We start from the raw sequence: 26,298 nt of genomic DNA, 5'->3' as shown, positions 1-26,298 counted from the left end.
TCGGACACAGGCGCCGGCGTTCCGCCGAGAGCCGGGGAGCATCCTCTGTTGGCCGGTTCCTCGCGTGTTGGCCGTCAAACCGGGTCAGCAAGCCGCATAAAATGGAAGCTGGCGGGGACTGTGGGCGGTCCCGCGGCCGAAGCCTAAGCTCAGGCCGCAAGGCTTTGAGGGTATTGTCTATGGCTGGAATGCCTGTACTGACGAGAGGACTATGTGTCTAGGCTAGAAACGGAAACCGTACCGGTCTCCCCTGACACCCCGGCTCCGTCGGCAGTAAAGTCCACCTACCGCCCCGAAGTGCAGGGACTCAGGGCCCTCGCAGTGCTGATGGTCGTCACCTATCACATTTGGTTTGGGCGTGTCTCCGGCGGTGTGGATGTTTTCCTCCTGATCTCCGCCTTCCTGCTGACCCTCTCTTTTATCCGCAAGGTGGAGGGTGGGCGGGCCCTCCAGCTGGGAAGATACTGGCTGCACCAATTCAAGCGCCTGCTGCCGCCCGTGGTGGTGGTGCTGCTCGGAACACTGACGGCAACGGCGCTGTTTGTTCCGCAAAGCAGGTGGACCGAGATTCTGTCCCAGAGCTGGGCTTCGCTGCTGTATTTCCAGAACTGGCTGTTGGCGGCCGAATCCGTGGACTACTACGCTGCGGACCACAGCACCGCGAGTCCGCTGCAGCATTTCTGGTCGCTGTCCATTCAAGGCCAGGTTTTCATTCTGTGGCCCCTGCTGCTCGCCGCGTCGGCGCTTTTGGCCAAAGCCTTTAGGCTCCGTTTCCGTGCCGTGGTGCTGGCCGTCTTTGGTGCAGTTTTCGCCGCTTCCTTTACTTTTTCCGTTATTGAGACCTACGGAAACCAGGCGCACGCCTACTTCGACACCCGCACCCGGTTGTGGGAATTCGCTTTCGGAACCCTGCTTGCACTGGCCCTGCCGTATCTGAAGCTGCCCCGGGGTCTGCGGGTTGTCGCCGGGTGGCTGGGGCTGGCCGCGATGCTCAGCGTCGGCTTCCTGCTGGACGTGCAGGGGCAGTTCCCCGGCTATGTCGCGCTGATGCCGCTGATGGCGGCATCGCTGGTGATCGTGGCCGGGCAGACAGGCAGCCGAATCGGTGCAGACCGGTTCCTGTCCTGGAAGCCGTTGATGCGGCTGGGCGACATGTCCTACGCCTTGTATCTATGGCACTGGCCCGTCCTGGTGATCTACCTGATCTGGCGTGACAGGCAGGAAGTGGGACCGGTAGGCGGAACAGCGATCATCATGCTCTCCCTTGTCCTGGCCTACCTGACTACCAAGCTGGTTGAACGCCCGCTTCGTTCCTCGGCCTGGGTCAATCGAAACTCGATGCGGGCCGCCGTAGTGATTGGTTTGTGCGTCGCCCTGGTGGCAGCCCCGGTAGCCGGCTGGCAGTACGGGCTGAAGGTCCAGGCCGAGCGGCTTGAAGCCGAGGCGCTCAAGAACAATCCCGGGGCGCGTGTGTTGCTGGCAGGCTTCAATGACATGAGTACTCCGGATGCCCAGCCCATTCCGTTGCTGAGCGCGCTGGGCAAAGAATGGGGTGTCCTGGAAACCGACTGTTCGGACCTTGATACACGGCCGTCCGATCCCGTGCTGTTGGACTCCTGCATGGCATCGGTGCCGAAGGGCGAGGCAGAGAAAACTGTTCTCGTCATCGGGGATTCCCATACCGAGCAGTGGCTTGGGGTGCTGGAGCCGATGGCGAAGGAGCACAACTACCAGCTGATCTCTCTGCTGATGGGCGCCTGCTCATTCGGGGAGTCCTCCGAGGGCCGGAGCCCTGGATGCAATGACTTTAACGCTGCAGCGCTGGACTACGCACTGGAGCTTAATCCCGACGCCGTCTTCACCGTGGCGACGGCCGCTGACCCGGTGGAGGCTGCCGATCCGCCCGTCGACGGGCTGCCGGAAGCATCCGAGGTGCTGCGGCAGGCCGGGATTCCAATGGTGGGCGTCCGTGACAATCCTCGGTACAGCTTCGATATGCTCCGATGCGCCGAGGCCAATGGCCCGCATTCCGAAGAATGCAGCGCCGATGTGAGTGAGAAACTCTCAGATCCCGTCTCCACTGCCTCTTACTTCGCATCGGTGCCGGGGGTAGAGCTGATGGATATGACGGACCTGATCTGCCCCTACGGCACCTGCGTCCCAACGGTGGGCAACGTCTACGTCTACCTGGACGACAATCACCTCACAACCACCTATACCGCCTCAATGATTGACGCATTCGAGAGCCGATTCCATGCAGCTCTGAACTGGTAGCGCCGGAGTCGTGTTGCCAAAAAGTGCCGGTGTGCCGATTCTCGGATAACCTAGACCGTCGGGTCCGTGCCCGCATGGGCCGTACCGAAACAAACAGGAGAAGCAAGTGAACGTTGACCTCGTCGTCGTCGGATCGGGATTTTTCGGTCTGACCGTAGCCGAGCGCGCTGCAAAGGAACTGGGCCTTAAGGTCGCTGTCCTGGATCGCCGCCACCACATTGGCGGCAACGCCTACAGTGAAAAGGAAGCTCAGACGGGCATTGAGGTGCACCGCTACGGGGCGCACCTTTTCCATACGTCCAATGAACGCGTCTGGGAGTACGTCAACCGGTTCACCGAGTTCACCAACTACGTTCACAAGGTGTACACCAGCCATAAGGGCGAGGTGTACTCCATGCCCATCAACCTGGGCACGATCAACCAGTTCTTCCGTTCCTCCATGGGCCCCGCCGAGGCAAAGGCCCTGATCCAGGAGCAGGCCGGCGAGCTCGCCGGAACTGATCCGGCCAACCTCAATGACAAGGGCATCCAGCTGATCGGCCGCCCGCTGTACGAGGCGTTCATCAAGCACTACACCGGCAAGCAGTGGCAGACCGATCCCAAGGACCTGCCGGCCGAAATCATCAGCCGCCTGCCGGTCAGGTACAACTATGACAACCGGTACTTCAACGACAAGTACGAGGGGCTGCCCGTTGACGGGTATACCGCCTGGATCGAGCGGATGGCGGACCACCCCAATATCCAGGTGCACCTGAACACCGATTTCTTCGACGCCGGACATGAGTTCTCCCGCGACGCCACCCGGGGCCAGGTGCCGGTCATCTACACCGGCGCCGTGGACCGATACTTTGACTATGCCGAGGGCAACCTCTCCTGGCGCACCATTGACCTCGAAGAAGAGGTCCTGCCGATGGAGGACTTCCAGGGCACCTCGGTCATGAACTATCCGGATGAGGACGTTCCCTACACCCGGATCCATGAGTTCCGTCACTTCCACCCTGAGCGCGACTACACCAAGGACGCCACGGTCATCATGCGCGAATTCTCCCGGTTCGCGGAGAAGGGTGACGAGCCGTACTACCCCGTCAACACGGCGGAGGACCGGGCCAAGCTCCTGGCCTACCGCGACCTTGCCAAGGGCGAAAAGGAAGTCCTCTTCGGCGGCCGCCTGGGCACCTACAAGTATCTGGACATGCACATGGCGATCGGATCGGCATTGTCGATGTACGACAATAAGATCAAGCCCCACTTCACCGGCGGGGCAAAGCTCGAAAGCGGAGGAGTTGACGCGTGAGCCAGCTGAAGACTGAAGAAAAGCAGGGCACCACCGGGGAATCGGAGCAGTGGCATACACTGCAGCGCATTATTTTCCCGGACCAGAGCCAAATGGACACGGCACTGCTGTACGTCGACAGCGGCTCTGCCATGGGTGCGCAGTTCAACACCATGGACGGCTCCATGATGAAGTCCACCAAGACGCAGAGCACCGAGGCCGCCGCATCCGGCGGTGAAGTGCATGTGGAGGACTTCCTCTCCCGCACCGGCACCATTGCCCGCCCCGGGCAGCGCCTGTCCTTCGGCACCTACTTCAATGCGTTCCCGGCGAGCTACTGGCGCCGCTGGACCGACGTTGAAAGTGTCCGCCTGCACGTGGAAACCAAGGGCGCCGGCGCCGTCAGCGTCTACAAGTCCAACGCCCGCGGCTCCCTGCAGCATGTGGAGACCCGGCGGGTGGACGGTGACACGGTTTCCGACTTCGACCTCACGCTGAAGCCCTTTGGCGACGGCGGCTGGTACTGGTTTGACCTGGTGGCGGGCGCCGAGCCCATGGCCCTGGTTGAAGCCAACTGGATGGCCGAAGGCGAGGCGCAGAAACCCGGTTCAATCACGCTGGAAATCACCACGCTGAACAAGAACGAGTTCTGCCTGAACAACCTCAAGATTCTGGCGGACAATCCCGAGGCACTGGAAAACGTTGCCGAGGTGCTGATCGTTGACCAGGGAACAAAGAAGCTGGTCGATGCAGAGGGCTTCGCCGAAGCCGAAGCAGCGCTTGGCGGCAAGCTGCGAATGATCCACCAGGGCAACCTCGGTGGCTCCGGCGGCTTTGCCCGCGGCATGTACGAGGCGGTCGAGAGCGGCAGCGACTACGTACTGCTGCTCGATGACGACATTGTCATGGAGCCGGAGAGCATCACCCGGATGCTGACGTTCGCTGACCACTGCAAGACGCCCACCATCGTCGGGGCGCACATGTTCGACCTGTACAACCGCTCGGTCCTGCACACCTTCGGCGAGACAGTGAACGTCTTCCGTTTCCAGCCTGACCATCCCTTCAAGGAACAGGTGCTCGGCCACGACTTCGCGCGCTCCAACCTGCGCACCACCTCGTGGATGCACCGCCGGGTGGACGTGGACTACAACGGCTGGTGGATGTGCATGATCCCCACCGAGGTTATCCGCAACATTGGGCTTTCCCTGCCCGTGTTCATCAAATGGGACGACGCCGAATACGGCCTCCGCGCCAAGGCCGCAGGCTACAACACCGTCTCGCTGCCCGGTGCCGCCGTCTGGCACATCACCTGGGCTGACAAAGACGATGCCGTGGACTGGCAGGCCTACTTCCACAGCCGGAACCGCATCATCACCGCCCTGCTGCACAGCCCCTATCCGCGTGGCGGACGGGTGGTGCGTGAGGGCAGCTTCATTGATATCAAGCACCTGATTTCCATGCAGTACTTCACGGCACAGGGACGCGTCATGGCGCTGAAGGACCTGATCGCCGGTCCGGAGCAGCTCCACGACATCCTGCCCAGCCGGCTCCCTGCCATCCAGGCGATGCGCAAGGAATACTCCGAAGCACAGTTCGAAGCCGACCCCGAGGCGTTCCCCCGCCCGGGCATGGTCAAGCCGCCGCGCCACGGGCAGGGTTTCAAAGCACCGTCCTACGTCACGCTCGTGCCCTGGGCAGCCAAGACCATTGTCCGGCAGCTGACCAAGCCGGTGGCGAAGTCCAGCATCGAACGGCCCCAGGCCCGGGTTGCCCACATCGACAACCGGTGGTGGCGCATGTCGCAGTACGACAGCGCGGTGGTCACCAACGCAGACGGTACGGCAGCCTCGTGGTACCAGCGGGATCCAAAGAAGCTGCGGGCACTGCTGGCCGAGGGGGCACGCCTCAACGCAGAAATCCTGAAGGACTGGCACAAGCTGAGCCAGAAGTACCGCAAGGCGCTTCCGGAAATTACGTCCATGGAGGCCTGGAAAGCGACCTTCGAAAAGCACTCGGAAGAGAGTAAGTAAGCTTGTCCACCGGCGCGCTTGAAACCCCGGGGCGGGGAGCAGGACTGGCTGATATTTTCCGGTCCCGCTTCCTGCTCAAACTGCTGGTTTCGAAGGAACTTAAGGTCCGGTACCGAGGATCGGTTTTGGGGCTGCTGTGGTCCTATGTGAAGCCCGGCGTCCAGTTTGTGGTCTTCTACATTGCCCTGGGCGTCTTCCTCGGACTTGAGGAAAGCGACCGGAACCCCGACGGCCTGCCAAACTACGCAATCTACCTGTTCTCCGGCATTGTCCTGATCAACTTCTTCACCGAAGCGCTCGGCAACGCGTCCAGATCCATCGTCGGCAACGGAGGCCTGATCAAGAAGATCTACCTTCCCCGCCAACTTTTCCCGATGGCTTCCGTGTGGGTTTCCGGAGTGCACTTTGTGCCGCAGATAGTCATCCTGGTGGTCGCGTGCCTGTTCAACGGTTGGCGGCCATCACTACTGCAGCTGGCGGCCGCGGCGGCAGGATTCATCATCGTGACCCTGCTTGCGACCGGTCTGGGCCTGCTTTTCGGAGCGGTGAATGTCTACTTCCGCGATGCGGAGAACCTGGTGGACATGCTCCTCATGATTGCCACCTGGGCCTCGCCGGTGCTTTATTCCTGGATTATGGTGCGGGACAAGCTGGGGGAGACCTACTTCAACATCTACCAGCTGAACCCGATCACAGTAGGCGTGGAAACCTTCCACTACGCGTTCTGGCTTCCCACCACGGACGGTGCCGAGGCAATTCCGCCGCATCTGCTTTCCGTGTGGATTCCCGTTGCACTAGCCATTTCGGCAGCTGTGCTGCTGCTGGGCCAGCTAGTCTTCCGTCGCCTTGAAGGCCGTTTCGCGCAGGAGCTGTAAACCGTGGTAAATGCCATTGAAGTACGCAATATCAACAAGCAGTTCGTCCTGCGGCACACCCGCTCCATGAAAGAAGCGTTCGTCTGGCTGGTCAAAGGACGAAAAGGCGACCTGTCCGAGAAGTTCCACGCGCTCAAGGGTGTCTCGCTCAATATTGAGCAGGGCGAGACGGTGGCACTGCTGGGCCTGAACGGGTCCGGCAAGTCCACCCTGCTCAAGCACATCTCCGGCGTCATGCGCCCCGACAGCGGATCCGTGGGGACCAGGGGACGGGTGGCCGGGCTCATTGAGGTGGGAGCAGGTTTCCACCACGACCTCAGCGGCCGGGACAATGTCTACCTGAACGGCGCCATCCTGGGGATGACCGAGCAGGAGATCGATGAGAAGTTCGACTCGATTGTTGAGTTCTCGGAGATTGGCCAGTTCATTGATACCGAGGTGAAGTTCTACTCCTCGGGAATGTATCTCCGGCTGGCCTTCTCGGTGGCGGTGCATACCAACCCCGAGGTTTTCCTCGTCGATGAAATCCTCGCCGTGGGAGACGAACCGTTCCAAAAGAAGTGCATCGCCAAGATCCGTGAGCTGGCTGATGAGGGCAAGACCCTTGTTGTCGTGAGCCACGACCTGGACCTGGTGTCCAAGATCTGTGAACGCGGCGTACTGCTTGAACACGGCCAGGTGGTCATGGACGGGCCGGTGATCGACGTTGTCGCCCGCCTGCGCGGCCAGGGCTAGCAGGCCGCCGAACAGCGCACACCCGGCCATGACGGCATAAGAAAGGGCGGGCCCCGCGGGGCCCGCCCTTTCTTATGCCCGCTTTCCGCAGCGGGACCTGTCAGTCGCAGCCCGTAATACGGTAGAGGTTTGCGTTCTCGCCCGTGGAGGCAACGAGTTCGAAGCCCGGTTCACCGGCCACATCGGTCACACCGATGTACTCGTCTCCGGCGAGGTCGGCCAGGACCTGGCTGCCGAAGTCCAGGACATAGCCAACATTTTCATCCTCCACGGCGGTGCAGACCTCCGGCGAGAAGCTGTCGAGGTCATACGAAATGAGTCTGCGTTCGGGGTCCGGATTAGCAAACAGATGCGGCGTGAGGACTTCCTCGCCGCCGAGGGCATAGGCCATGGAGCTGCCGTTCCAGGGATTGACGGCCAGTACGGTGCCATCAGGAACGTACTCATCCAGCTGCTCAATAAGCTCAAGCTCTTCGGGAGTGACCAAAGGCGATGCCTCATTGAAGTAGTACAGAGACATCTTTTCCTGGATGTACTGCTGGACCGGGCCAAAGTAGCCAAGGAGCGCAACACCGGCCGTGGCCGCGGCAAGAGTGCCGGCGCCCAGCGCCCTGAGGTTCCGTGCCGGGACCGGGCGGCGCAGCCGGGCGTTGCGCTCCCCGACAGCCTTCATCAGGTACTGCGCGATGGCCCATGCACCTGCGGCTCCCAGCACTGTTGCGAAGATCGGGAGGAACCCGGCCAGCCGGTAGGTGTCCTGGTACCAGTTTCCGGTCAGGAAGTTGCGCAGGAAACCGCGCTCCACTGCAGCATCGACCACGTACAGGGTCACGGAAATGGCATAGCTGACCACCAGCCAGCGGTGCTGGCGGATACGGAACAGATGGACAATGCCGACAAAGGCCAGGATGGTAACCAGCCAGTTGACCGGTGTGCCCATGGGGCCGTTGGTCAGGGCCTCGCCAATTGCTCCGCCCATGGTTTGGGAAGTTCCCCAGGAATCGTAGAAGGCAGGCCGCAGGAAAACCCACAGGGCCAGCGCCACTGCTGCACCGGCTACGGACAGCACCGAGAACGTTGTCAGCTTTCGGGCGTTGGCGCCCGTACTGATCAGTTTGCGCAGTTCCTGCCACCACACAGCGAGGAGCAACGGGAGGACGAACACGAGAAGAGCATTCACGGAGCTCATGTGCGCCGTGGACATGCCGGCGAGACCCAGCAGGAGCGCGAACCACCAGGACCGGCGGAGCGACTGGTCACTGTCCAGCCGGGCTCCGCGGGTCAGCATGACCACGATGCCGATGAGCAGGGGGATCATACTCAGCGCCAGGGTGTTGGGGAACAACGGTCCCCACACCAGAAGCATGAAGGGGAAAGCAATCTGGACTGCTGAGAGGACAGCGGCGGCCAGAGTGACAACCGGGCTGCGCCCGAAGAGCGTCCGGGCCAGGAAAATGCAGGACAACGTCCAGATGATACTGGCGGCGACGATGTTGATGGAGTTTTCAGCCAAAGGCACCGACGCACCGGTGAGCTGGACGGTCAGGGCGGCAAAGGCATGCCAGGTTGCCGGATACACGCCCAGGGAGCCTTCCCCCTGAAGCTGGCCAAGAGTGAGCGAGGAGGCGTTGCCGGTTTCCAGCACGTACCGGATGGCATTGAGGTGGAAAACATTGTCGAAGTTCTGGGCAAAGTTATCCGGCTGGCCAATGAGCTGCTGCAGGCGTCGGGCCACCATGGCCGCAGCTAGCCCGGCAGCTGCAATCGGCAGCCAGACACCGCGCCAGGGACTGCCGGGCTCAGCCTGGGGCGAAACATCGTCCGCAATCGCGGTGTCCGGCGCCTGCCGCCCTTTGTTCATGGTGAGCAGGTAGGCAGCAACGGCGGTGATGGCCGTTCCCGCGAGATAGACCCAGATGCTCCAGCTGATGTTCAGGATCCCGGCGAGGACGCCGAAAGCACCAACGATCGCGGCTGAAAAGGCCGGCGCCAGGGCGAGGACCGAAAAGCCCTTAAAGCGGAGGCAGAACGCAACGACCAGCCCCGGTATGAGCACCAGCCCCGCCGTTGTCAGCAGGGCAGGTAGTGCGGGTATCCAGGACAAGTGGCCTCCTTGAGTGCATAAAATCCGGCCTGAAAAGGCCAAGGGCCAGTTTAGCCGGTTGCTCCCGGAGCCAAGCTCACTACTGAACGGTTGTGAGCAAAGCCCTATTTCCCGTGAGTTAGCAGGTTAAGCAGGTAATCCCCGTAGCCGCTCTTAACCAGCGGTTCCGCCCGCTTGCGCAGCTCATCGTCCGAAAGGAATCCGAGCCGCCAGGCAACTTCCTCGGGCGAACCGATCTTCAGGCCCTGCCGGCTCTCCACCGTGCGGATGAAGTTTGAGGCGTCGTTCAGGGAATCGAAGGTTCCCGTGTCCAGCCATGCCGTTCCGCGGGGAAGGATGTCCACGCTCAGCTTGCCGCGTTCGAGATAAACCCGGTTGACGTCGGTGATTTCCAGTTCGCCGCGGGGGGAGGGCTTGAGCGATTTGGCGATCTCCACGACGTCGTTGTCGTAGAAGTACAGGCCGGGAACGGCGTAGTTGCTCTTGGGATGTGCGGGCTTCTCTTCCAGGGACAGCGCCTTGCCGGCCGCGTCGAACTCCACCACGCCGTAGGCGCTGGGGTCCTGGACCCAGTAACCGAAGATGGCGCCGCCGTCCACGTTTTCGAAGCGGCGCAGCTGGGTTCCCATGCCGTGTCCGTAGAAGATGTTGTCACCGAGCACCAAAGCCACGGAATCGCTGCCGATGTGCTCTTCACCCAGGATGAAGGCCTGGGCCAGCCCGTCCGGGGAAGCCTGCTGGGCGTAAGTGATGTTTATGCCGAACTGGCTGCCGTCTCCGAGCAGGCGCTCAAACTGATCGGCGTCGTACGGGGTGGTGATGATGAGGATGTCGCGGATGCCGCTCAGGATCAGAGTGGACAGCGGGTAATAGATCATCGGCTTGTCATAGACAGGGACAAGCTGCTTGCTGATGCCGTGGGTGATGGGGTGCAGCCGGGATCCCGTGCCGCCGGCCAGTATTATTCCGCGCATGGAATCATCTTCTCCCAGCCCTTGGCACCGGCAAAATCACAGGACGCGGACAGGCCGCGGTGTTTCGAGCACAGAGGTTCCGAGCGCAGAGCACGCACAGGACGCAGTGTGCCCCGGGTGAAGCTCCGGTAGGGTTGATCGGTGGGAGTTTTGTCTCCGGGGCGGCATCTCTGCCCGGCATCCTCCGCATAATCTTCTCCGTCCCGCTGCGGGCCGGAAGGAGCGGCTGACACGAGGTGAAAAGCAATCAGGTTCAAGTTGGGTAAAACTACGGGGGCTCAAACCCCTGAAAAGGGCATGGGCCAGGCTTCGGCCGCCGGCGTGGGAGCTGCCTCGCTGGCCTCCGCCGCCGTGGGTTACGTCGTGATCGTGGTGGCGGCCCGCACGCTGGACAAGCAGGACAACGCTGCCTTCCTGACCTTTTGGTCTGTGGTGTTCCTTGTTATCGGCGTGCTGGGCGGCATCGCCGTCGAGACCACCCGTGCCGCCAAGACCGCACGCAATCTCGAGGTTTCCGGTTCCGTGCCGGCAGAAACGCCTGACGGCCGGCGCCGGCCCCGCATGGGCCCGGTTGCTCTGGCTGTGGGCCTGGGGACGGGCCTTGTCCTCGCCGCAGCGTCCCCTCTGTGGGCACCGCCGGTCTTTGGCACCTACGCCACCGCACTCGTCCCCGTGGTCTGTGTGACCGCGGTGTTTTACGCCGGCCATGCTGTCATGATGGGTCAGTTCGGCGGGCTGGGACGCTGGGGGACTTATTCGAGAATGATCGCCTCCGAGTCAGCGGTCCGTCTCGCCGTCCTGGTTGTGGTGGTGCTGATCGGGGCAACGGTAGCGGGACTGGCCTGGGCAACCGCCGCGGGCACCGCTGCCTGGCTGCTGTTCATGCTCCTCTCACCCCAAAGCCGCAGAGCCTTCCTGCAGCGGTCCGATACGAGCCTGCGGCCCTACCTGCGCACCGTGTGGCATGCCTGCATGGCCGCGGCGGCCAGTGCATCACTGGTGGTTGGGTTTCCCGTCCTGCTGCGCCTGACCACCACGGATTCCGTGTATCTGGAATCTGCTGCCCTCCTGATGGCGCTGTCGCTGACTCGGGCACCGCTTATGATCCCGCTGCAGGCTTACCAGGGCGTCGCCATCACCCATTTCATGTCCCGGCGATCGGAGGGGCTGAAAGCAGTGGCTCCCATTTTTGGTTTGGTGATTGGAGTCGCCGTGGTGGGTGCTGCGGCGGCGTGGCTTCTTGGCCCCTGGCTCATGGTGGCCTTCTTCGGCGAACACTATGACATGTCCCCGGCGGTGCTGGCTGCACTGACGTTCGACGCCGGATTCCTGGCGCTGCTCACCCTGACCGGTGCGCTGACCATCGCCAGTAACCGGCACCGTGCCTACTCGCTGGGCTGGGTTACGGCCTGCGTGGTGTCCTTTGCCCTGCTGTGGCTGCCGCTGGACATCGAGACACGGACGATTATCAGCCTTGCCGCGGGTCCGCTCTGCGGCATCGCGGTGCACCTGTGGGTCATCGTTCGCTCAGCGCCCGCGTCCGGTGCCGCCGGCGGCACAAAGCGCAGCACTGCAGCCCCCTGAGCGAAGGACTGCAGGCCTGTACAGACTCGGACAACGGCGCCCTGACGGGCAGGTAGGGTTAAAATCATGCAGAAACTTCTGGTGACCGGCGGAGCCGGTTTTATTGGGTCTAACTTTGTCCATTACGTACTCGAGCACACCGATGCGCAGGTTACGGTGCTGGACAAGCTCACCTATGCCGGCAACCGTGCCTCCCTGCAGGGCCTGGACCCGGCACGGTTCACCCTGGTCGTGGGCGATATCTGCGATGCCGCCCTGGTGGATCCGCTGGTGGCTGAGGCCGACGTCGTGGTGCACTACGCCGCTGAGTCCCACAACGACAATTCGCTGCATGACCCGCGCCCGTTCCTGGACACGAACATCATCGGCACCTACACGCTGATCGAAGCGGCCCGCAAGCACGGCACCCGGTTCCACCACATCTCCACGGACGAGGTCTACGGCGACCTGGAACTGGATGACCCGGCACGGTTCACCGAAGCCACCCCGTACAACCCCTCCAGCCCGTATTCCTCCACGAAGGCCGGTTCGGACCTGCTGGTGCGCGCCTGGGTCCGGTCCTTCGGGCTGCAGGCCACCATCAGCAACTGCTCCAACAACTACGGCCCGTACCAGCACGTGGAAAAGTTCATTCCCCGCCAGATCACCAACGTGATCGACGGCGTGCGGCCCAAGCTCTACGGTGCCGGGGAGAACGTGCGGGACTGGATCCACGCCAACGACCATTCCTCGGCCGTGCTGACCATCATTGAAAAGGGCGAGATCGGCCAGACCTACCTGATCGGCGCTGACGGGGAGAAGAACAACAAGGAAGTCGTGGAACTGATCCTGACGCACATGGGGCTGCCCGCGGACGCCTATGACCAGGTCATCGACCGGCCCGGGCACGACCTGCGCTACGCCATTGATTCCTCCAAGCTGCGCTCCGAGCTGGGCTGGGCTCCGCAGTTCTCCAATTTTGAGCAGGGACTGGCGGACACCATCGCCTGGTACCGGGAACACGAGCAATGGTGGCGGCCCCAGAAGGACGTCACCGAAGCCAAGTACAAGGTCCAGGGCCAGTAACGCCATGACCGTAGAATTCTCCAAGCCGCTGGCTGCCCGCTCCACGCCCATTCCCGGCGTCGTCCTGTATGACCTCCCGGTCCACGGCGACAACCGCGGCTGGTTCAAGGAAAACTGGCAGCGGGAAAAGATGCTTGCGCTGGGGCTGGAAGACTTCGGGCCGGTGCAGAACAACATTTCCTTCAACGAAAAGGCCGGCACCACCCGCGGCATCCACGCCGAGCCCTGGGACAAGTACATTTCCGTGGCCACAGGCCGAATCTTCGGCGCGTGGGTGGACCTGCGCGAGGGCCCGTCCTTCGGCACGGTCTTTACCGCCGAGATGGGCCCGGATACGGCCATCTTCATCCCGCGGGGGGTGGGCAACGCCTTCCAGACCCTGGAGGACAACACCGCCTACACGTACCTGGTCAATGACCACTGGAGCGCCGGTGCCCAGGGGCAGTACACGTTCCTGAACCTCGCTGACGAGACCGCGGCCATCCAGTGGCCGATCCCGCTGGAACAGGCGGAGCTCTCGGACAAGGACAAGGCCCATCCGCGGCTGGCCGATGTGGTGCCGATGCCGCCGAAGAAGATCCTGGTCCTCGGGGCGGACGGACAGCTGGGCCGTGCCCTGCGCGCTGAGTACGACGGCGCCGGGAACGTTGAGTTCGCTGCCCGCACCGACTTTGACCTCACCGATCCCGCGTCCTTCGCGTCACGGAACTGGAAGAATTACTCAGCGGTGATCAACGCGGCCGCGTACACGGCCGTGGACACCGCTGAAACAGCCGAGGGCAGGGCGGCGGCCTGGGCCATCAACGCCGAAGCCGTGGCCCGGCTGGCCCGGGTTGCCGTGGAACACCGGATCACGCTGGTGCAGGTTTCCTCGGACTATGTTTTCGACGGCACTGTTGAGCCGCACCGCGAGGATGAACCGTTCTCGCCGCTGGGCGTGTACGGGCAGTCCAAGGCCGCCGGGGACACCGTGGCGGGGGCCGTGCCGGCGCACTATATTGTCCGCACGTCCTGGGTGATCGGGGACGGCAGCAACTTTGTGAAGACCATGGCCTCCCTGGCCGCCCGGGGGATTACACCGTCAGTGGTGGATGACCAGATCGGCCGGCTCACGTTCACCGAGGACCTGGCCGCAGGTATCCGGCATCTGCTGGAATCCGGTGCCCCGTACGGTACGTACAACCTCACGAACACCGGGCCCGCTGTTTCCTGGGCGGAGATTGCACGGGAGGTGTTCCGTCTCTGCGAGGCGGCACCGGAGTCCGTGACGGGTGTGTCCACGGCGGAGTACTTCGCGGGCAAGGAGGGCGTGGCTCCGCGGCCGCTGCTCTCCACCCTGGACCTGGGCAAACTTGAGGCCGCCGGGTTTGTGCCCGAGACCGCGGCCAAGCGCCTGGAGAGCTATGTCCGGGATTTGGGAGAAGAATCATGACCGCCGAGCCGGAAGTGCTGGGCATTTACATCCCGTTCTGGGGAGACCTTGGCTATTTGCGGACCGCGGTGGAGAGTGTGCGCAGCCAGACAAGCCCCCATTGGCGCCTGACCGTCATCAACGATGATTACCCGGACCGCGCCGTTGACGAGTACTTTGCCGGGCTGGCGGAGGAACCGCGAATCCGGTACATCCGCAATCCGGAAAACTGCGGCATTACCGAGAATTTCCGCCGGTGCGTGCAGATGGCCACCGAGCCGCGGCTGGTCATTATGGGCTGCGACGACTTCATGCTGCCCGGCTACGTCGAGACGGTGATGGCGGCTCACCGGGCGGCTCCACGGGTCGGGATCATTCAGCCCGGGGTCCAGGTGGTGGATGAGCACGGTAAACAGTCCGCCACGCTGGCGGACAGCGTCAAGCAGAAGATGCTTCGGCCGCGGACTCCGCCCGTCCGTACGCTCCACGGAGACCGCCTGATGGCGGGCCTGATGCATGGAAACTGGCTGTACTGGCCGTCTCTGGCCTTCCGGCGGGACGCCGTCCAAACCCATGATTTCCGTGACGATTTTTCCGTGATTCAGGACCTCGCCCTCATTCTGGACCTGGTCATGGACGGCGAAGACCTGATGGTGCTTCCGGACCCCGTATTTTGTTATCGCCGACATAGTTCCAGTGCGTCTTCACTGGAACTGGTGGACGGCAGCCGGTTCGAGGGGGAGCGCCGGTTCTTCTCCCTGGCAGCCAGCCTGACGGCAGACAAGGGGTGGTCCCGCACCCGGCGGGCCGCCCGGCTGCACCTCACCTCGCGTGCGCACGCTCTTGTCTTGGTTCCCGGAGCCCTGCGCTCGGGGAACACCCGTGCGGTTCCGATTCTGCTGCGGCACGCCTTCGGCAGCTAACTGCTCTTCGGGCCTGCCCGGAGAGAGGGTGCCCCCCCGGTTCCCCACGCTATGGCAGCGGCCCGGACAGACCTGGGATACCTTAATAAGGGGACACCACAGATAATGAGGCGACGTCGCACAAGCTTTTGGGATGCGGCGGGTTTGATCACGCTTTCAGCACTATGTAGGAGTTGGAACCACTGAGCGGGCAGAATAATCACGAGACAGCCACGGACAGGCTTAGTCTTCCGGCCGTTGAAGACCGTATTTTGGTCATCATGCCGGCATGGAACGAGTCAGAGTCCGTCGGCAACACAGTGACGGAAGTCCTTGGCGCCGTCCCCAACGCCGACGTCCTTGTCGTCGATGACGGATCTGCGGACGGCACAGCCGATATCGCTGAAGCAGCCGGTGCTACCGTGCTGCGGCTGCCGTTCAACCTCGGCGTGGGCGGAGCCATGCGGGCCGGCTTCAAATATGCCAAGAGGCACGGTTATGAACGGGTCATCCAGGTCGATGCAGACGGCCAGCATGATCCCAAGGACCTGATCAACGTTGTAGACGGGCTGCAGCACGCGGACATTTCCATCGGCGCGCGGTTTGCGGACAAGGGCAGCTACGAAGTGCGCGGCCCGCGGAAGTGGGCCATGTCATTTCTCGGGTGGTCCATCTCCAAGATCGCCAAAACCCGCCTCACCGACGTCACGTCCGGATTCCGCGCGGGCAACGCGCGCGCCATCGACCAGTACTGTGAGCATTATCCGGCCGAGTACCTGGGTGACACGATTGATTCATTGGTTGTTGCCGTCCGGTCCGGACTGACCGTTACCCAGGTGCCGGTGGAAATGCGGCCCCGCCAGGGCGGGCAGCCCAGCCACAACCCGGCCAAGGCGGCCATCTACCTGGCACGCAGCGGCTTCGCCCTGCTCATTGCCATGTCACGCAAGAAGACCAGCGTGGGAACCGACCGGAGCGCAGCGAAATGACCACCACCCTCTTACCGTTCCTCCTTGCCCTGGCAGTGGTCTGCTGGGTGGTCCTGCTTCTGCGCCAGCGCAAGCTGAAAGAAAAATACGCTGTCCTGTGGGTCATTGTCGGCCTGCTGATCATCGTCCTGGCAGGGTTCCCGCAACTCCTGGGCTGGGCATCCGATCTGGCAGGGTTCGCTATTCCGGCCAACCTCCTCTTTACCCTGGCGATCTTCCTGGTCCTGGGTGTGTGCCTGCACCTGTCTCTGGAAATTTCGGTGGTCGAGGACGAAACGAGAGCGCTGGCCGAAGAGGCAGCCATCCTTCGAGCCGCCCTGGACAAGCTCACCGCCCGTGTCGAAGCCCTGTCTGTGTCGTCCGGCCAGGACGGGACTGCGGACGGAAGTTCACCGGCGCCTCATCACGGTGACGGCCTGCAGGGACCGCGCCACGGCTAAGACACCAGTGACCGCCCGGACAGGACCGAGGTTCTCGGTCCTGTCCGCAGCGGTCTGTGCCCTGGTCCTGATTCTGGGCGGAGCTCCTGCCGCCGTCGCTTCACCGGCAGCCCAAACAGGCGCTGAGCGGGCAGAAACAGCCATCGACCGGGAGTATCAGCGGTTGGGTGGAACGGACAGCGGGCTTGGCAGGCCCACGGGGGCAGAGACCTGCGGCCTGCGCGACGGCGGCTGTTACCGCAACTATGAACACGGCGGAATTGTGTGGTCCCCGGCCACGGGCGCCCAGCCCTCGTGGGGAGCCATCCGCGAGGCCTGGGCCACGTATTCCTTCGAGAATGGCCCGCTGGGTTATCCGGTTGCCAGCCCGGCCTGCAGCGGCGGTACCTGTTCGCAAAGCTTCCAGCGCGGCACCATTTCGTGGCGTCCTGCCGAGCCGGCCACAGTGGACCTGGACATCGACAACCCGAAGAACACCGCCGTCGTCGTCAACAAAGAACGCCCGCTGGAGCCGGAAGATTATGCTCCGGAGGATCTCCTGAGCGTCGACGGACAGCTTCTGCGCGCTGAACCGGCGGAAGCGCTGATCCTCCTGCAGCAGGCGGCCGCCGCCGACGGAGTGACGGTCCGGGCCATCAGCGGCTACCGTCCCTTCGAGACACAGTTCGAGCTGTACAGCGGCTACACCTCGCAGTACGGCCAGGAACAGGCAGATGCCATCTCCGCCCGGCCGGGCTACAGCGAGCACCAGACCGGACTGGCCGTGGACATTGCCGCCGCGGATGGCGCCTGCTCTTTGCAGGCCTGCTTTGCAGACACCCCGGCCGGGGCGTGGGCGGCAGAAAATGCCCATCGGTTTGGGTTTATCGTCCGGTACCCTGCCGGAGCCTCTGCCGTGACCGGCTATGCCTATGAGCCGTGGCACCTGCGTTTCGTGGGTGTCGACTTGGCCTTCGCCGTTCACTCATCAGGTGTCAGCACGCTGGAGGAGTACTTCCATCTTCCTGCTGCTCCCGGCTACCCGGCCCGGTAGCGCCGCCTTCAAGCCGCCGTCGTCATCCCACGATGTGACGGGTCATGTTCTGTGCCGTGCGCACGGAGGGATGCCGCAGGGACGCCAGAAGCACCGTCAGGGCGTTCAGTCTTGAAGTCCAGTGGAAGCGGGCCGCCCGTTCCGCACGAGGCCAGCCCAGGTCCCGGAATCGGTTGGTTTGTTCCCGAAAGTACCGGCGCTCTTCGTCGAAGCGTCGACCGTCTGCTGCCCGCACAGATGAGTCCGAAGATGCATGGCGCCGGTACTGGAAGGAAACCGGGCCGTCCACCACTATGGATCCGCCGGCGGCGGCGATGTCCATCAGGAGCGCGAGGTCCTGAACAACGTCAAACTCGGGGCGGAACCCAAAATGCGCTATGGCTTCCCGGCGCCAGGCCAGGGCGGGGAAATAGTGCCAGCCGGCCCGCAGGAGGCTGGCGGCCATCCGCTCACCGCCAACCAGCGCCGGATACGGACCGGAGGGGGCGGTCAGGGACTTCACCGAGTCGGTCAGAGTCTTCGCCCGATGTCCCGTGCCGTCGATGATCTCCACGCCAGGCTGTGCCACTGAGGCTTCCGGATACTCGTCCAGGAGGGCCGTAACGTGCTCCAGATAGGACGGCAGCATGACGTCGTCGGCCCCCATGATAACGACCACCGGGGCCTGGGCCATGTCCAGGGCCTTCCGGTAGTTACCATTGGCGCCGAGGTTGGTTTCGTTGCGCAGATAGGTGACGCGCGGATCCTCCAGCGACGCGAACCAGCGCTGCGGCTCCGGGTCCGGGTAGGCGTCGTCCAGCACTGTCAGGAGCCAGTCCTCGCGGGTCTGCGCAAACACGCTGCCCACTGCGGCCTTCATAAGGTCCACGTCACCGTAATAGGGCAACAGGATATCGACGGCAGGCATGCCAGGGATCCCTCCTTTCCGGCGTCAGAATCCCACTGGGAGTGATTCAAGGGTAGGAGCGGGCTTCTACCCGGGCAATGCTCCAGCCTCCGGAACGGGTCCCGGGTATGAACTACCTGCTTATCCACAGTTATGAAAACACTCTCGTATCTGGACAGTGAGTCTCCTAATCTGACCCCCGTGGCCGCAACCAGGCTGCACCAGTCTCACGGCAAGGATGGCAACATCCGTCCTTTCCGTGCTTAGTCCGGGGGAAGCTAGTGGACGCCGTTGCAATTGTGGAGGATGAGGTCCGGGAACTGATCCGTCTGCGCGGCCTTGACCCCGCCAGCCAGCTCGCGGAGGTACGGCGCCTGGTCGAGGATGCGGTTACCGATTACGACGAGCGTTCCCTCCTCGGTTCGCTGCCACCGCTGGGCGCATTGGAGCCCGCCCGCCGCCGCGTCTTTGACGCCGTAGCCGGGTTCGGAGCCCTTCAGCCGTTGCTGGATGACCCCACGGTGGAGGAAGTCTGGATCAATTCACCCACTGAGATCTATGCGGCACGTGACGGGCGGTCGGAGCTGACCTCTCTGGTCCTGTCCGCGGACCAGGTGCGGGACCTCGTGGAACGAATGCTCAAGAGTTCAGGCCGCAGACTGGATCTTTCCTCCCCGTTTGTTGATGCATCATTGCCGGACGGCTCACGCCTGCACGTGGTGATCCCGGACATTACCCGGCGTCACTGGGCGGTCAACATCCGCAAATTCATTGCCCGCGCCAGCCGGCTGGAACATTTGGTGGAACTGGGGACCCTGACACCGCAGGCGGCAAGGTTCCTGGGTGCCGCAGTTGCCAGCGGCCTGAATGTCCTGGTGTCCGGAGCAACGCAGGCCGGGAAGACCACCATGCTGAACTGCCTGGGCGCTTCCATTGGCCCACGGGAACGTGTCGTCACGGTTGAGGAAATCTTCGAGCTGCAGCTGCCGCTGCGGGACGTGGTGGGGCTGCAGTGCCGGCAGTCCAACCTGGAAGGTGTCGGAGAAATCCCACTGCGCAGGCTCGTCAAAGAAGCTCTGCGCATGCGCCCGGACCGCCTCATTGTTGGTGAGGTTCGGGAAGCCGAAAGCCTGGACATGCTGATCGCGCTGAACTCGGGTCTGCCCGGAATGTGCAGTGTCCATGCGAACAGCGCCCATGACGCGATCACGAAAATCTGTACGCTGCCGTTGTTGGCCGGAGCCAACATTTCCAGTGCCTTCGTGGTGCCCACCGTGGCATCCTGCATTGATCTGGTCATCCATTGTGCCCGCAACGCTGCCGGTAAGCGCCAGGTAGTGGAGATCATGGCGCTTGGCAACAGGGTGGAGAACGGCGTGATTGAAGCGTCATCCATTTTCCAGCGGACCGACGGGCGGCTGGAAGTGACGGCCGCGTCCATGCCGGCACCGGAGAAATTCGCCCGCGCCGGCTACAACGTGGCCGAATTGCTGGAAGTGCGGCCATGAGCGCCGCGGCGGGATTGCTGCTGGGCCTTGGACTGTTCCTGGTATGGCGGTCCTTCTGGGTGGTTCCGCCCGTGTCGGCCCGGCGTCCGCGGAGCAGACGGCTGGAGGATGAACTGCTGCAGGCAGGAATCCAGCGGGTAACTCCGCGGGCAGTAGTAGGGTCCAGCGTCGCCGCCGGACTGCTGGTCGCGCTGCTGGTGCTGGCCGGCACAGGCGCCGTACCCATTGCCGCCTGCTTTGGCCTGTTCGGTGCCGGTGTGCCGCTCTTCCTGATCCGTTGGCAGGCGCGGAAGCAGCGAACCTCACGTGCGGAATTGTGGCCGGACGCCGTGGATCACCTGCGGTCAGCCATCCGGGCCGGGTTGTCCCTGCCGGAGGCATTGATCCAGCTGGGGGAGAACGGTCCGGAAGAGCTGAGGCAGCCTTTCCGTGAGTTTGCAGCAGATTACCGATCCGGAGGACAGTTCGATCACTCCCTGACACGGCTGAAAGCCACCTTGGCGGATCCGGTGGCAGACCGCATCGTCGAAGCACTGCGCCTCACCCGCGAGGTGGGAGGCTCAGACCTTGGACGTCTGCTCGGCACCCTGAACGAGTTCCTGCGGGACAACGCGAGAACCCGCAGCGAACTTCTGGCCCGCCAGTCCTGGACAGTCAACGCTGCACGGCTCGCCGTCGCCGCCCCATGGATCGTGCTGATTCTGCTTGCCGCCCGTCCGGAAGCCGTTGCCGCCTACAACACTGCCGGCGGGGCAACCGTGCTGGCGGCCGGCATTGTCATTTCCGTGATCTGCTACCGGCTCATGCTTAGAATCGGGGCGCTCCCCGAAGAAGAGCGGGTGCTGCGGTGAGCGCGCCGTGGTTCCTGGCGGTCGCCTTGGGTATCTCCCTAGGGGCCTCCCTCTGGTTTGCCGTCCTGCGGGTGCCCTGGCTCCGGCCCGTGACATTCAGCGAACGGATTGCTCCGCAGCTGCGCACGGGCGGCCAGGGATCCCGCCTCCTGATTGTGCCGGCAGGCGACCTCACACCGTTCGGCCCGCTGCAGCGGATCCTGCGTCCGGCCCTGCACCTGGCAGTTCGCCGGCTCAACCGGATCAACCCGGTCACCCGGGACCTTGAACGCCGTCTGGAACGCGCTGGGCAGGGCCTGAGCGTGCTGGATTTCCGGGCCGAACAGGTGGTGTGGACAGGCGGAGGTTTCCTGTGCGGCGGCGTGGCTTCGGTGTGGTTGGCCAGCATAGACCGGTTAGGCGTGGCCGGTGTCATTTTCGGCACCGTCATGGGGGCGGTCCTGGGGTTCGTCCTCCGCGACTACCGGTTGAGCTCCCAGATTTCGAGCCGCGAGACCCGTATGCTCGCCGAGTTTCCCAGCCTGGCGGAGATGATGGCCCTTGCCGTGGGCGCCGGAGAAAGCGCCAACGGCGCCCTTGAGCGGATCGCCCGCACAGCCCACGGTGAACTGGCCGGGGAGTTTGCCCGCATCCTCGGTGAAACCCGTTCCGGAGTGCCCCTGACCAACGCGCTGCAGCATTTCTCGGACCGGGTCCGGCTCGCACCGCTGTCCCGGTTTGTGGACGGCTTGACTGTGGCGATCGAACGCGGCACCCCTCTGGCGGACGTCATGCGGGCACAGTCCCAGGACGTGCGGGACCTGGCCAAACGCGAACTCATGGAAAGCGCCGGCAAGAAGGAGATCGCGATGATGATCCCCTTGGTTTTCGGGGTCCTTCCGCTGACAGTGCTCTTCTCGATTTTCCCCGGTCTTTCCCTCCTGGGAATCGGACTCTAGGACAACCCCAATGAAAGGAACATCCCATGCGCACCATTCACGCACCGCGGCTCCTGCTTCTGCTCGGCACCTCGCTGATCGTACGTCTCGGACAGACGCTCAGGAGCGAGGACCGCGAACGCGGCGACGTCCCCGGCTGGGTCATGATCACCCTGATGTCGGCCACGCTGGTCGCTATGATCCTGTTTCTGGCAGAAGATGCCCTCCGCAACATGTTCAACGCGGCGATCGCCAAGGTCAACCCCTGACGGTCTCGCCTCCCGGCGCACACAGCCGGGAATCAGGATCAGCCGTAGTGGACTTTGTCATGGTGGGCGCCCTGGTGACTCTGCTGTTCATGTCGATCATCCAGCTGGCCCTGGTCCTGCATGTGCGCAATACGCTGATTGACGCAGCGGCTTCCGGCGCACGGTACGGCACGCTGGCTGACCGCACCCCGGCCGACGGCGCGCAGCGCACCGCAGAACTGATCGGACTTGCACTGAATGACTCGCTGGCGGAAAACGTGACGTACGAGGAAACGACGGTCAGCGGCGTCCGGACGCTGCAGGTCACGGTTCGGGCTCCGCTTCCCGTGATCGGTTTCCTGGGCCCGAGTGACGGATTGGAGGTGACCGGTCATGGATTCTGGGGGTAGGAGGGAGCCGCAGCAGATCTACGCCGCAGCCGGCAGCGGTGAAGAAGGCAGCGCGGTGGTGGAGTTCATCTTCCTCGGATTGGTGCTGCTGGTGCCCGTGGTCTATCTCATCGTCACGGCCGGGCAGGTCCAGGGCGCAGCGTTTGCCGCAGTGGGCGCTGCTGAAGCGGCTGCGAGGGTGTACGTGGATGCGGAGGACCCGGTCAGCGGCGAACAGCGGGCCAGGGCGGCGGCTGAGCTGGCGTTCACTGATTTCGGGTTCGAGCCGGAGGAAATGCTGTTGGACATTTCCTGTTCGGCAGAATGCCTGGCAGCGGGGTCGACGGTGACCGCTTTGGTGCGCTTTGACGTTCCCCTGCCGCTGGCACCGGGAGTTCCGGGAATGGATTTTGCGCCCGTGACTGTGGACTCGTCGTCCACCCAGATAGTGGAGCGCTACGGATGAGGAGAACTGCGGATGCTGCCGCACCAACGGGTAGCCAACGGTTCCTTCTTCGGGGAGAGGAAGGCCAAATCGGCGTTCTGATCATCGGATACATGCTGGTGAGCCTGCTGGTGGTGTCGGTGGTCATGGGCGCCTCTGCCCTCTATCTGGGACACAAGAAACTGCTCTCCGCAGCGGACGGAGCCGCGCTCGCGGCCGCCGACACTTTTTCGCTGGGGGATGTTGCCGCGCCGGGGGAGGGACCGGCGGCTGTGCTGGCCCCGGTAGCGGTCCAGGCCGAGGTGAACCGTTATCTGTCGCTGACGGACGCCGCAGAACGGCTTCCTGGTCTGGCCGTTGACTCTGAGACCGGAACGGTTGACGGCCGCACCGCCAAGGTTGTGCTGACCGGCGTCGTGCATCCGCCGCTGGTGAATTTTCTGGTGCCGGACGGAATTCCGATCACCGCGGTGAGCGAGGCAAGGGCGCAACTCAGCCAGTAGCGGCAGGATAATCCAGTGCGGCTAGGACGCCTTGGCCTGGACCTCAGCGGCGGGCGGGTGGCCCCAGCCGCCGTGGTCGACGTCGAGCAGTTCGCCGTCTTCTCCGTAGCACAGGGTCACCGGCTCGCCGTACTGGTCGCACTCCGGATCGGGACAGCGGTCCGTCAGCGAGCCCTTGTACTCGTTGGAGAAGGACAGGTCCCAATCGTCCATCTTTCCCAGGGCCCAGGGATCACCTTCGGCGGCCAGCGCCTCAAGCTCTTCCAAGGAGTATCGGCGCCCAGATTCGGGGTGGCGGACGGGCAGGGATTTAGCGTCTTTGGTGGCTGTCTTCGTTGCGTTCCGGTTGCTCACATTTGGCTCCTTCGGCATGTGCTGACAGTTCTAATTTACTTCGATCCCCCGGCAAAGCCTGAAAGCGGGAGTGCGCATGTCGGGCACCGGACGGGCGGTGGACAACAGCTCAGGGGAGGCGGTTCCGGACACCCGGCCCGTGGGCATCAGGCTCGACAGGTGCAGTCGAAACGGCTGCGGAGGCCGCGGCGTCGGACTTTGCGGCGGGGAAGATCCAGTACTTGTAGATGAAGAAGTTCCACACCATCGTGAGTGCGGTAGAGACCACCTTGCCGACGGCGTATGTGAACTCGGTTTGGGCGAACAGCAGCACAATGGCGTCAGTGGCGAGGATGTTGAACACCACGAGCGTCCCGTACTTTGCGGCGCTGACGTGACCCTTGTTCGTGGCCCTAAAGGTGTAGATGCGCTGCATCAGGAAATTGAACACCAGGCTGGTGATGAAGGCGACGGGCGTGGCGATCCACAGAGCAACCCCTGCCGCCTCATGCAGGATCATCAGCAGGCCCAGATCGATGGCGAAGGAGAGTCCTCCGACAATAAGGAACCTGACGACCCGGTGCCTCAGAAAAGTAGCCACCGCCGAGTTCACGCGGTGCATTCTGCTTTGGACCATTGCATCTTTCTGACTCGCCAAACCGGATCTGATCCCTCCACGGACCGGCAAACAGACCTCTGGAGTGCACTAAGACTAACGCCTGCCCGGAAATTCACTGAACCGAAAGCGTGACCCTGTGGCCAAGTAGACTGGACATCCTCAAAGGCGTCGGCTCCCAGCGCCGGGGTCGACCGGACCATTTCACTGAGTAGGACACCGACGAATGAATGTGCTGCACCGCCGTGCGCGCCCACTGCCCTTTACCGGGCGGCTTTTCCTTCCCCTGGCCTTCCTGGTCCTCGCCGCGCTGTCTACCCTGTGGGCGCTGGCCTCTCCGCTGATGGCAGTACCGGACGAGCCGGCACACGCCATCAAGGCAGCGTCTGTGGTCCGCGGTGAGCTACTCGGGGTGTCCGGCGGCGAACAGGGTGATCGGGCCACCGTTCAGGTTCCGGGCTATATCGCCAGCCTCCCGGCGCAGGCCTGCCACGCGTACGACGGACGGATTACCGCCGACTGCGCCCCCGTGGTCGATGCTGATGACACGTCACTGACAGCAGCCGAAACGAGCGCGGGCAACTACAACCCGATGTATTACTTCCTGGTGGGCTGGCCCTCCCTGTTCATGTCAGGAGCGCCGGCAGTCTACGCCATGCGTATCGTCAGCGGACTTATCGGGGCTGCCTTCCTCGCGGTGTCGCTGGGGGCTGCGGCGCGCCTCCGCCGCCCCCGGTGGCCGATGGCCGCCGCGATCGTTTCGATCACTCCCATGGTGCTGTTCCTGAACGGGTCGATTAATCCCAATGCCCTGGAAATCGTCACCACAGCCGCGCTGTTCCTCAATTTGTGTGTTGTCCTCGAGAACAGTGCGGCGCTGAGGTCAGTGCGGAGCAACATCGTCCTGGTGGGAGTCTCAGGAGCCGTACTCGCCAATACCCGTTCGCTGTCACTGGTCTGGCTGGCCCTGGCCGTAGTTGTTCCGCTCATCATGTACGGGTGGAAACCGATGTTCGCCATCCTCCGGAACCGGCTCGGCATAGCCATGACCGCCCTGATCGGTGTGGGTTGCGTACTGGGCCTCCTTTGGGTGCTTCAGGCAGACAGTCTCAAGAGTCTGACCGGCCGTCCCGTGGACCTGAGCCGGTGGGACGCGGCCCAGATCATGCTGGATCGAAGCTTCGATTACGTGTCCGGTTACATCGGTTATATGGGGTGGCTGGACACACCTCTTCCCGCGGGCGTCTACATTTTCTGGCACGCGGCCATGGGAGCAGTCCTGCTGTTGGGGCTGGCAGCCCCCAAACGGCGGGACCGGCTGGCAGTACTGGTTCTGGTGGCCGCGGCCATAGCACTGCCGCCCATCCTCCAGGGACAGGTCATTGCGCAGCTTGGCTGGATTTGGCAGGGACGCTACCTGCTGGCCGTCATCGTACTGTTGCTTCTGGCCTGCGGCGTAGCCTTCCGCACTGTTCCCTTCCCCACGGGCCCGGTAGCCCGCAGGGCCGGGGCATGGCTGCTCGCCGGCACGGCTGCGGCGCAGTTCTACGCTTTCATTTACGTACTCCGCCGCTACACAGTCGGGCTGGAGGAGAGTATCCGCTGGGCTGGCATGTTCAAGGACACGGCTTGGCAGCCGCCGTTCACGTGGCCGGTGCTCGTCACACTGTATGCGCTGGTGCTGGCCGCCGGCGCCGTCCTGGCTCACCGGGCGCTGTTCCGGCCGACGCCCGATCCCGCTGCGGCGGCGGACGCCGACGGCGGGTCAGGTGCGGAAAACCCTGTTGTGTCGCCGCCGGCAAACGCGAGTCCTGCTGCGGGCGTGCTGGCAGGTTCTGCCGGGACCGCCGGGCGGCACCGTGAATCCGGTACAGAGGGGCACTAGCCCGGACGCAATGCCCGGAGGCGGCCGG

25 protein-coding genes are annotated in these 26,298 nt (G+C 63.4%); 20 read left to right on the top strand and 5 right to left on the bottom strand.

Annotation, left to right across the window (positions count from 1 at the left end; genetic code table 11):
* Positions 1-213: 213 nt before the first annotated feature.
* The 5 genes from KG104_RS13260 to KG104_RS13240 all read left to right on the top strand — a co-directional run bounded on the left by KG104_RS13260 (position 214) and on the right by KG104_RS13240 (position 7,187).
* Entirely contained in the window at positions 214-2,274 is a 2,061-nt protein-coding gene (locus KG104_RS13260) for an acyltransferase family protein (protein WP_237688596.1), read from the top strand.
* A gap of 106 nt (positions 2,275-2,380) precedes the next feature.
* On the top strand, positions 2,381-3,568 hold the full coding sequence (gene glf, locus KG104_RS13255; RefSeq protein ID WP_104052536.1) for a UDP-galactopyranose mutase: 1,188 nt from the start codon (positions 2,381-2,383) through the stop codon (positions 3,566-3,568).
* A gap of 92 nt (positions 3,569-3,660) precedes the next feature.
* Positions 3,661-5,577, top strand: a complete 1,917-nt coding sequence (locus KG104_RS13250; protein WP_104160710.1) for a glycosyltransferase — start codon at positions 3,661-3,663, stop codon at positions 5,575-5,577.
* Positions 5,578-5,579: 2 nt separating this feature from the next.
* On the top strand, positions 5,580-6,452 hold the full coding sequence (locus tag KG104_RS13245) for an ABC transporter permease (RefSeq protein ID WP_104160538.1): 873 nt from the start codon (positions 5,580-5,582) through the stop codon (positions 6,450-6,452).
* Positions 6,453-6,455: 3 nt separating this feature from the next.
* The gene (locus KG104_RS13240) at positions 6,456-7,187 is read left to right on the top strand and encodes an ABC transporter ATP-binding protein (protein ID WP_104160539.1); all 732 of its coding nucleotides are present in this window, start codon (positions 6,456-6,458) and stop codon (positions 7,185-7,187) included.
* Between the two features lie 100 nt (positions 7,188-7,287).
* Here the strand turns inward: KG104_RS13240 and KG104_RS13235 are convergent, their stop codons facing one another.
* Together KG104_RS13235 and rfbA are read right to left on the bottom strand one after the other, a co-directional pair.
* Positions 7,288-9,291, bottom strand: coding sequence for a DUF6541 family protein (locus KG104_RS13235; protein WP_207347999.1), 2,004 nt, complete (start codon positions 9,289-9,291; stop codon positions 7,288-7,290).
* Between the two features lie 104 nt (positions 9,292-9,395).
* The gene (rfbA, locus tag KG104_RS13230; RefSeq protein ID WP_104160541.1) at positions 9,396-10,265 is read right to left on the bottom strand and encodes a glucose-1-phosphate thymidylyltransferase RfbA; all 870 of its coding nucleotides are present in this window, start codon (positions 10,263-10,265) and stop codon (positions 9,396-9,398) included.
* Between the two features lie 297 nt (positions 10,266-10,562).
* Between rfbA and KG104_RS13225 the strand changes: the two genes are divergently transcribed.
* From KG104_RS13225 to KG104_RS13195, 7 genes are all read left to right on the top strand, one after another.
* The gene (locus KG104_RS13225) at positions 10,563-11,849 is read left to right on the top strand and encodes a hypothetical protein (protein WP_104160542.1); all 1,287 of its coding nucleotides are present in this window, start codon (positions 10,563-10,565) and stop codon (positions 11,847-11,849) included.
* A gap of 66 nt (positions 11,850-11,915) precedes the next feature.
* Entirely contained in the window at positions 11,916-12,914 is a 999-nt protein-coding gene (gene rfbB / locus KG104_RS13220) for a dTDP-glucose 4,6-dehydratase (protein ID WP_104052531.1), read from the top strand.
* Between the two features lie 4 nt (positions 12,915-12,918).
* The gene (locus KG104_RS13215) at positions 12,919-14,346 is read left to right on the top strand and encodes a sugar nucleotide-binding protein (RefSeq protein WP_104160543.1); all 1,428 of its coding nucleotides are present in this window, start codon (positions 12,919-12,921) and stop codon (positions 14,344-14,346) included.
* Positions 14,343-15,248 carry a glycosyltransferase family 2 protein gene (locus KG104_RS13210; RefSeq protein WP_104160544.1) on the top strand — a complete coding sequence of 302 codons (906 nt, stop codon included), beginning with the start codon at positions 14,343-14,345 and terminating at the stop codon, positions 15,246-15,248. The genes KG104_RS13215 and KG104_RS13210 overlap by 4 nt, the downstream gene beginning before the upstream one ends.
* Before the next feature lie 260 nt (positions 15,249-15,508).
* Positions 15,509-16,216, top strand: coding sequence for a glycosyltransferase family 2 protein (locus KG104_RS13205; RefSeq protein ID WP_104160711.1), 708 nt, complete (start codon positions 15,509-15,511; stop codon positions 16,214-16,216).
* A complete protein-coding gene (locus KG104_RS13200) occupies positions 16,213-16,656 on the top strand; it encodes a DUF2304 domain-containing protein (protein WP_104160545.1) in 444 nt (147 codons plus the stop codon). The genes KG104_RS13205 and KG104_RS13200 overlap by 4 nt, the downstream gene beginning before the upstream one ends.
* Before the next feature lie 7 nt (positions 16,657-16,663).
* Positions 16,664-17,689, top strand: coding sequence for a D-alanyl-D-alanine carboxypeptidase family protein (locus KG104_RS13195; protein ID WP_181032235.1), 1,026 nt, complete (start codon positions 16,664-16,666; stop codon positions 17,687-17,689).
* Positions 17,690-17,711: 22 nt separating this feature from the next.
* On the opposite strand, the gene KG104_RS13190 is transcribed toward KG104_RS13195, so the two are convergent.
* A complete protein-coding gene (locus KG104_RS13190; RefSeq protein ID WP_104052525.1) occupies positions 17,712-18,596 on the bottom strand; it encodes a glycosyltransferase family 2 protein in 885 nt (294 codons plus the stop codon).
* A 260-nt stretch (positions 18,597-18,856) separates the two neighbouring features.
* Between KG104_RS13190 and KG104_RS13185 the strand changes: the two genes are divergently transcribed.
* From KG104_RS13185 to KG104_RS13160, 7 genes are read left to right on the top strand one after another with little or no spacing between them, the layout of a single operon-like run.
* Entirely contained in the window at positions 18,857-20,083 is a 1,227-nt protein-coding gene (locus KG104_RS13185) for a TadA family conjugal transfer-associated ATPase (RefSeq protein ID WP_104052524.1), read from the top strand.
* The gene (locus KG104_RS13180; RefSeq protein WP_207348000.1) at positions 20,080-20,934 is read left to right on the top strand and encodes a type II secretion system F family protein; all 855 of its coding nucleotides are present in this window, start codon (positions 20,080-20,082) and stop codon (positions 20,932-20,934) included. The genes KG104_RS13185 and KG104_RS13180 overlap by 4 nt, the downstream gene beginning before the upstream one ends.
* On the top strand, positions 20,931-21,872 hold the full coding sequence (locus tag KG104_RS13175; protein WP_207348001.1) for a type II secretion system F family protein: 942 nt from the start codon (positions 20,931-20,933) through the stop codon (positions 21,870-21,872). Before KG104_RS13180 ends, KG104_RS13175 begins: the two co-directional genes overlap by 4 nt.
* Before the next feature lie 26 nt (positions 21,873-21,898).
* Positions 21,899-22,120, top strand: coding sequence for a hypothetical protein (locus KG104_RS18145; RefSeq protein WP_237687156.1), 222 nt, complete (start codon positions 21,899-21,901; stop codon positions 22,118-22,120).
* Between the two features lie 47 nt (positions 22,121-22,167).
* Positions 22,168-22,509: a TadE family protein gene (locus tag KG104_RS18140; protein WP_372434178.1), complete on the top strand. Its 342-nt coding sequence runs from the start codon at positions 22,168-22,170 to the stop codon at positions 22,507-22,509.
* The gene (locus tag KG104_RS13165) at positions 22,493-22,954 is read left to right on the top strand and encodes a hypothetical protein (RefSeq protein WP_104052520.1); all 462 of its coding nucleotides are present in this window, start codon (positions 22,493-22,495) and stop codon (positions 22,952-22,954) included. Before KG104_RS18140 ends, KG104_RS13165 begins: the two co-directional genes overlap by 17 nt.
* Positions 22,951-23,436 carry a pilus assembly protein TadG-related protein gene (locus KG104_RS13160; RefSeq protein ID WP_207348002.1) on the top strand — a complete coding sequence of 162 codons (486 nt, stop codon included), beginning with the start codon at positions 22,951-22,953 and terminating at the stop codon, positions 23,434-23,436. Before KG104_RS13165 ends, KG104_RS13160 begins: the two co-directional genes overlap by 4 nt.
* Positions 23,437-23,457: 21 nt before the next feature.
* Here KG104_RS13160 and KG104_RS13155 read toward each other — a convergent pair whose 3' ends face one another.
* Both KG104_RS13155 and KG104_RS13150 read right to left on the bottom strand, forming a co-directional pair.
* Positions 23,458-23,790 carry a hypothetical protein gene (locus KG104_RS13155; RefSeq protein WP_207348003.1) on the bottom strand — a complete coding sequence of 111 codons (333 nt, stop codon included), beginning with the start codon at positions 23,788-23,790 and terminating at the stop codon, positions 23,458-23,460.
* Positions 23,791-23,899: 109 nt separating this feature from the next.
* On the bottom strand, positions 23,900-24,406 hold the full coding sequence (locus KG104_RS13150) for a GtrA family protein (protein WP_237685718.1): 507 nt from the start codon (positions 24,404-24,406) through the stop codon (positions 23,900-23,902).
* Between the two features lie 205 nt (positions 24,407-24,611).
* On the opposite strand from KG104_RS13150, the gene KG104_RS13145 reads away from it, so the two are divergent.
* Complete coding sequence (locus KG104_RS13145; RefSeq protein ID WP_207348004.1) at positions 24,612-26,270, top strand: DUF2142 domain-containing protein; 1,659 nt, start codon at positions 24,612-24,614, stop codon at positions 26,268-26,270.
* Positions 26,271-26,298: the final 28 nt, after the last annotated feature.

It is taken from the genome of Arthrobacter sunyaminii, from assembly GCF_018866305.1.
Taxonomy (GTDB): Bacteria; Actinomycetota; Actinomycetes; order Actinomycetales; family Micrococcaceae; genus Arthrobacter_B; species Arthrobacter_B sunyaminii.
The sequence above is the reverse complement of the archived record's forward strand: the minus strand, read 5'-3'. Positions and strand labels throughout refer to the sequence as shown.